Here is a 6,509-nt window from a genome sequence, read left to right on the forward strand (position 1 = left end):
AGCCCCGAAGGGGGTAATATTATAAAATATCCTAAATTGTTAACAATCATTTCAAAATGGGGGCCAGCACCTTAATATCCCCATCTATCTTATGGCTAAAGGGCAAACCCAAAATTTTTGCCAATAATGGATAAACGTGTACATTTTCAAAGGGCTGGATGGTTAAACCTTCTTTAAATGCAGGCCCCCAAGCATAAAAAACGGCCTGCATATCAGGCATGTCATTATCAAAACCATGCTTACCAACGGTGGTTGGCCTTCCCGTCAGGTTGAAAATCTTCGGCAGCCGGGGGATCAGGATAAGATCTCCAATTCTACCCGCTTTATTATCTTTTGCACGGTAATGCCAACGTTTAGGCATTTTATTGGCAAGGTAAACCTCAAAATCCGCAGATTGTTTTTTCAGGTTTTCGTATAATGGTTTGATGTCCTTTTTGTTCTTGGCGTAAATCTGTAAAAGTGCATCACCGTTGGGGACAATAAACTTCTCCATGTCGATAATTGAAGGCAGAGGCAGGGTGTTGACATGATCTACATTGGTCATGCCATGATCTGAAACAAAAACAAAGTTCACTTGCAAACCAGTGTCTTTTGTAAGCTGAACCATTTTCCCTACACAATCGTCTATCAGTTTAACCGCAGCTTCGGTTTCTTTTGAGTTGGCCCCAAAATGATGGCCCGCTACATCTACCTCAGGGAAATAAAAACTGATCAGGTGTGGCCGTTTTTCGTCGGGTAGCAACAACCATTGCTTTACGGCTTCAATGCGGGTATCCATTGGGATTTGATTGTTGAAATTATACCAATATGTGGGTTTAATGCCCAAAATCGGAGTTTCCGAACCTAGCCAATAAAATGCGGACGAGAGCATCTGCTGTTGCTCGGCCAGCACCCAAATGGGCACACCTCCGTACCAAGTACTATCTTTAATGGCACTAGGGTCTGTTTTAACATAAAGCTGTTTTTTATGAGGGTCGTAAAACGAATTGTTTACAATGCCGTGCCTAGAAGGGTACATCCCAGTAGCTAGGGTATAGTGATTGGAAAAAGTAACCGATGGAAAGGAAGGTTTCATTGACACGGCTTTAACCCCTTTTTCTCTTAATCCTAGCAGGTTCTTAGCGTGATATTTCTCTGCATAATCAAACCTAAAACCATCGGCCGAAATAAAGATGACATAAGGCTTTTTGAGCTGCAATTCGCTATTTTGCCTACCACTTTCAATTTGTTGTGAAAAAACCTGGGCCAGCAAGCCTTGGCAACAACAAACCAACAAAAGAATTGATACGATGAATTTCCTCATTTTTCCAATTTTGTTTGACAAAAGTAATTCAAATTATCAAGAGCTCCGCAAGTTATTTCCGGTATAAAAAAGCCCAAAAGAAATATTCTTTCGGGCCTCGTTTGATGCTGCGATGTTTATACTTTGCACATCATTTATGCTTTCATTACACCAATTTTCTTACCCTCAAAATCAGGGAAAAGTACTTTGTCATTGTTAATTCCCAGGTGGGTATCGGCCACTTCACTAAATACACTTCTAAAATCGGTAGTTACCGCTAAATCCCTGCCATCTTCCAAATTTTCCTTAGCCAAGGGATTAACCAGGCCATGAACCAAACCGCCATTTACGCCATTGCCCAAAATAAAATTGCAAGATCCACGCCCGTGATCAGTGCCGCCCGTACCATTTTGTGCTACTGTACGTCCAAATTCTGTCATGGTCATCACGGTTACTTCATCCTGATATTTTACCAAATCATTCCAAAACGCCATTATACAGTTACTTAAATCGTTCACGTTACGGGCAAAAACTCCCGTATCTTTTCCTTGGTTAAAATGTGTATCCCAACCTCCCGACTCGGCAAAAGCCACTTCCATGCCCACATCCATTTTAATAAGCTGCGCTATTTGTTTCAGGGAATTTCCAAGCGCAGAAGCTGGATAAACCACGTTATTTTCTGGCTTGTAATTCTTTACATCCGTTTTTTGAAGCATTTTGATGGCATCAAAGCTTTCCTTACCAGTGTTTTTCAATAAACTTGAAGAAGTTTGATCATATAAATCTTCGAAACTTTTTGAAGCCATTTTAGCACCGGCCACATTGCCTCGCATCTGAATATTGAAATCGGCAAGGTTCCTGATCGCTACCGCTGGATTCTCTCCATAAAATGACCTGGGCAACGATGAGGTAATGCTTACTCCCTGGAAGGGTGTAGCGGCCTCATGCCCCAAAAGACCTACTGCCCTATTTAACCAACCGCTGCTGGTACCTTTTTTGAATGGCGTACCCGATTCCATAAAATCCTGCGCATCAAAATGCGAACGGGTATTATTAGGTGATCCTATTCCGTGTACGATGCTCAGTCTTTTCTCCCTGAACATAGGTTCAAAGGCAGCCATTGAGGGGTGCAAACCAAACCTGCCATCTAAATCAATTAAAGGTTTTTCGTTCCCATTTCCTTTGGCGGCGGTCATGAACAATGAAGGCCTAGCTGCTTTCAGAAAATTATCGGTAAAGGGAGTTACCGCCATTAAGCCATCCATTGCTCCTCTTTGGAAAATGCAAACCAAAATTTTCTTTTTCTTAAACAATGATGGCGTTACGGTGCTTGCTACCGCATCGGCTAAAAATCCAGGAATACCGCCCAGCCCTATTCCAAATAAGGCTAAACCACCTGCTTTTAAAAATCCTCTTCTAGAAACCATATCTTAAACTATTTACGTTGAAACTCTGGTGAACCAATAATTACACCAACTACTTGAGCTAGCATGGTATTATTTCCTTTCTGCTCCTTAATTGTGGGATTTTCCATGGCCTTTTTGCCATTTCCAAGCTTCATTTTTTCCTTTTTATCTGGTTTCATGTCCATTTGCTGATCGGCCATTTCCCCGTTTTGCTTGTTGGCACTATTTTGCTCGGCCGCTTTGGCCACTTTTTGCTGTAAGTTAGGATCGTTAAGCATGGGTTTTAACCTTGCCACGGTTTGTCCCAGCTCACGTTCGGGCATGATCAACTTACTGTAAGTGAGCAATGCCGCTTCTACGCTTTCGGGCTCTTTATGATTATTTAAAGCCGCTAAGTTTAAGCTAACCCCGGGGATTCTTTGTGAGGCCAATGCCAAACCAAAATTCATCCTGTTTAACAATGAGCCTGTATTGATCCAATATTGCCCGTTATCCGGGAAACCTGTAGGCGCTTGATAGTAGTACATTTGCTGGCCCATTCTGTTGATCCAAGTATACAATTCGTAAGGTTGGGTAATTTGTGCATCCAAACTACGAACCGCACTCATGGCTAATTCAAATGGCGATTTTGTTTTTTCTCTTAGCGCATCTTGTGACCAAAATTCAGGCGAGTTGACCATGGTAACCAATACGCTTTTAATATCACCTTTAGAAGAAATGAACGTTTTTGACATTTTATCAATCAACGACGCTGGGGGTGCATCACTTACAAAGCGTACGGCTAATTTTTTAGAGATAAATTTTGCAGTAGATTGATGGTGCGCCAACATTTTCAATAATTCCACGCCTTCATCATATCCGCCGCCCGCAGGGAACTTCTTCCCCAATACCACTTTCTCCCCATTGTCGTGCCTATTGGCGTTAAAGAAGAAATCGCCATCAAGCACAAAACCTTTATCTCTTAATCCATTTGAACCCAAACGTTCAATGATATTTCTATTGCCGACACCATAGCCTTCTTTTCCAAGTGGGGCAACTGTCCAACCGGTAAGCACTCTGGCTGCCTGGGTCACATCGTTCTGTGTATAACCGCCGTCAACGCCTAGGGTATGAAGTTCCATCACCTCACGGGCATAGTTTTCATTTAATCCACCTTGTTTTTTCTTTTGCTGAATTTGCTGTTTGATCTTATTGATTCGGGCTTTATTCTTCGCTTTTTCCTCTACGTTCATCTTGTTTCCATCCGCCATCAACATCATTTCCTGATCTTCCATAGGTACATTCACCCCTGAGCTAGAAAAGTTATCCAAGTACATCAGCATTGCTGGAGACTTGGCGGTTTTTAACAGTATGTCTTCGAAGTTTCCGAATACGTTTGGCCTGATCACATCACGCTCGTAAGCAGGTACAAAACTGGCACATTGGTTTTTGTTCAAGGCTACGTTGAAGTGGTTGAACCAAAAGTCGGTCATTAATTCTCTCAACTGGTTTTGCCCATAAGCGGCCCTTAATATCTTTTGACTGATAAACTGTCTGTAAAGTTCTTGCAAAGGGCGATAACCTTTATCTTTCATGAACGCTTGGACAGCTTCGCGTTGTGCTTTGCTATTTCCGTTGTTTAGCGAATCTTTATGGAGATAACCATCTTTTATTGCCCAACGGTTAATCCTGAATCCCTGTGGAAATACATCTTCCACTTCGCTGTTGGTGAAATTGATGGCATCATATTTAGATAGCATTTGGTCTAATTCTTTATCCTCCAAATTACCTTCCAATTGTTTTCTAAGCCATTTATCTAAACCCATTTTAGTAAGTTCTTCTACTTGTCCGGGCTCAGCGCCATAAGTAAAACGACTTAATAGATGGGCGGCAGCCTGCTCCGTGGTCAATCCGGCTTTTTTATAAGGCATTGCTACCTTATCGGCTCCCATTATGCGCACAAATGAGGAGAACACAATAGCGCAACAGAATAAAATTACGCACAAGTAAAAATTACGAATATTACTTTTCATATCTCTTGGTCTAGTTCTTCTTTAAGACATTGAAAGTTTTGGAAAGGATTAATTAACCGCTCATTTTTTTTACACAAACCTTCAAAAACAGCCTTAATATCTATAAAACAGCAATTTATATTTTTTAGTTTTTCTTGGTTGAACTTATGTATTTTGATGGCCAAAAGCAATTTGGACTTAAAACAGGCTAATATCGTACATCGTAACAGGATAAAATCCTACACTATTCCTGTATTAAAAATGATGTCCTATATCTATTCATTTTTTGATTATTCATAGAATATTCAGATATTTGCATAATCAGTTATGTAATTAGATATACAAATGAATCGTTTTTTTGAAAAAACAGGAAAAATGGCCTTGGGAAGCAGGTTAAGAATGCTCACTTCGAGATTTACCGATGATGGTGTAGAGATCTATAAACTTTACAACCTACCCTTATCGCCCAAATGGTTCCCCGTTTTTTTCACCTTGACCGAAGCGCATGAAAAAACCATTACAGAAATTGCCGAAGAAATAGGTCACTCCCAACCATCGGTAACCAAAATAATTAAAGAAATGGCCGCCGAAGGACTAGTGGCTTCTAATTTGAAATCGACAGACAAGCGTACCAACGTGGTGAAACTGAGCGAAAAGGGCAAGCAACTTTCTGAAAAACTGCGGGTACAGTTGCTGGATGTAGAAGCCGCGGTAGAAACCTTAACAGCCGAAGCCAGGCACAACCTTTGGGAGGCTATTGCAGAATGGGAGTTTTTGTTAGATCATAAATCGCTTTTACGTAGGGTGAACGAGGAGAAAAAATTAAGGGAAAGTAAAGATGTACGCATTGTGGAATACGAGGAGCAATATCAATCGGCATTTAAAGCTTTGAACGAGGAATGGATTTCTACTTATTTCAAAATGGAAGAAGCTGACTACAAGGCCTTGGATAATCCGCAGACTTATATTTTAGATAGAGGGGGGAAAATTTTTGTGGCGCTTTACAAGGATGAACCCGTTGGGGTTTGCGCACTGATCAAAATGGACGATCCCGATTACGATTTTGAAATGGCCAAAATGGCGGTTTCGCCAAAAGCACAAGGCAAAAACATTGGTTGGTTGTTGGGCAATGCCATTGTACAGGCCACCAAAGAACTAGGTGGCAAAAAACTTTATCTGGAAAGCAACACTTTGCTTAAGCCTGCGATCAATTTGTATCATAAATTAGGTTTTAAAAAGGTAGTGAGTAGGGCTACCCCTTATGCCCGTGCCAATATACAAATGGAATTAGTGTTAGATAATTAAGTATTAACTGAGAAGACGTAAACAAAAATCCGAAGGATTTCAATGTTTATCGCACTGACGTACAAAAAACCAAAACGACTCCTACAGCGTCGCATCAATGTTGATCGACTACGTTATAAATATTTGCCCTCATCGAGGTCATAAAATATATGATTTAAAGGAAAAAGTTGCCAGCTCTCTCCCATAGGGTCTGGATGATGATATACGAACGATAGAAGGCTTGGAGTAAATCCGAAGGATTTCAATGTTTATAACACTATCATACAAAAAACATACGACTCCTACAGAGTCGCATTAGTGTTAATTACCTATTTTATAAATATTTGACCTCATCGAGGTCATAAAATATATGATTTAAAGGAAAAGGTCGCCAGCTCTCTCCCATAGGGTCTGGATGATGATATACGAACGATAGAAGGTTTGGAGTAAACCCGAAGGATTTCAATGATTATAGCACTAACGTAAAAAAACTAACGACTCCTACAGCGTCGCATCAATGTTGATCGACTACGTTATAAATATTTG

The 6,509-nt window shown here is 40.7% G+C and carries 4 protein-coding genes; 1 reads left to right on the plus strand and 3 read right to left on the minus strand.

What is annotated here, in order from left to right:
- Positions 1-46: 46 nt before the first annotated feature.
- The 3 genes from DUT71_RS07990 to DUT71_RS08000 all read right to left on the minus strand — a co-directional run bounded on the left by DUT71_RS07990 (position 47) and on the right by DUT71_RS08000 (position 4,700).
- Entirely contained in the window at positions 47-1,303 is a 1,257-nt protein-coding gene (locus DUT71_RS07990) for an alkaline phosphatase family protein (protein WP_113662000.1), read from the minus strand.
- Between the two features lie 134 nt (positions 1,304-1,437).
- A complete protein-coding gene (locus DUT71_RS07995) occupies positions 1,438-2,709 on the minus strand; it encodes a DUF1501 domain-containing protein (RefSeq protein WP_113662001.1) in 1,272 nt (423 codons plus the stop codon).
- An 8-nt stretch (positions 2,710-2,717) separates the two neighbouring features.
- Positions 2,718-4,700 (minus strand): DUF1800 domain-containing protein, encoded by a 1,983-nt coding sequence (locus DUT71_RS08000; RefSeq protein WP_113662002.1) that lies wholly within the window; start codon positions 4,698-4,700, stop codon positions 2,718-2,720.
- A gap of 324 nt (positions 4,701-5,024) precedes the next feature.
- On the opposite strand from DUT71_RS08000, the gene DUT71_RS08005 reads away from it, so the two are divergent.
- Positions 5,025-5,984 carry a bifunctional helix-turn-helix transcriptional regulator/GNAT family N-acetyltransferase gene (locus DUT71_RS08005; protein WP_113662003.1) on the plus strand — a complete coding sequence of 320 codons (960 nt, stop codon included), beginning with the start codon at positions 5,025-5,027 and terminating at the stop codon, positions 5,982-5,984.
- Positions 5,985-6,509 lie beyond the last annotated feature (525 nt).

Origin of the sequence: Pedobacter nanyangensis, assembly GCF_003313505.1 — a bacterium.
Classification (GTDB): Bacteria; Bacteroidota; Bacteroidia; order Sphingobacteriales; family Sphingobacteriaceae; genus Pedobacter; species Pedobacter nanyangensis.

What these genes read in the sequence shown, in the direction of transcription:
- DUT71_RS08000 (WP_113662002.1), bottom strand. Translation starts at nt 4,700, where the DNA reads ATGAAAAGTAATATTCGTAATTTTTACTTGTGCGTAATTTTATTCTGT.
- DUT71_RS07990 (WP_113662000.1), bottom strand. Translation starts at nt 1,303, where the DNA reads ATGAGGAAATTCATCGTATCAATTCTTTTGTTGGTTTGTTGTTGCCAA.
- DUT71_RS07995 (WP_113662001.1), bottom strand. Translation starts at nt 2,709, where the DNA reads ATGGTTTCTAGAAGAGGATTTTTAAAAGCAGGTGGTTTAGCCTTATTT.
- DUT71_RS08005 (WP_113662003.1), top strand. Translation starts at nt 5,025, where the DNA reads ATGAATCGTTTTTTTGAAAAAACAGGAAAAATGGCCTTGGGAAGCAGG.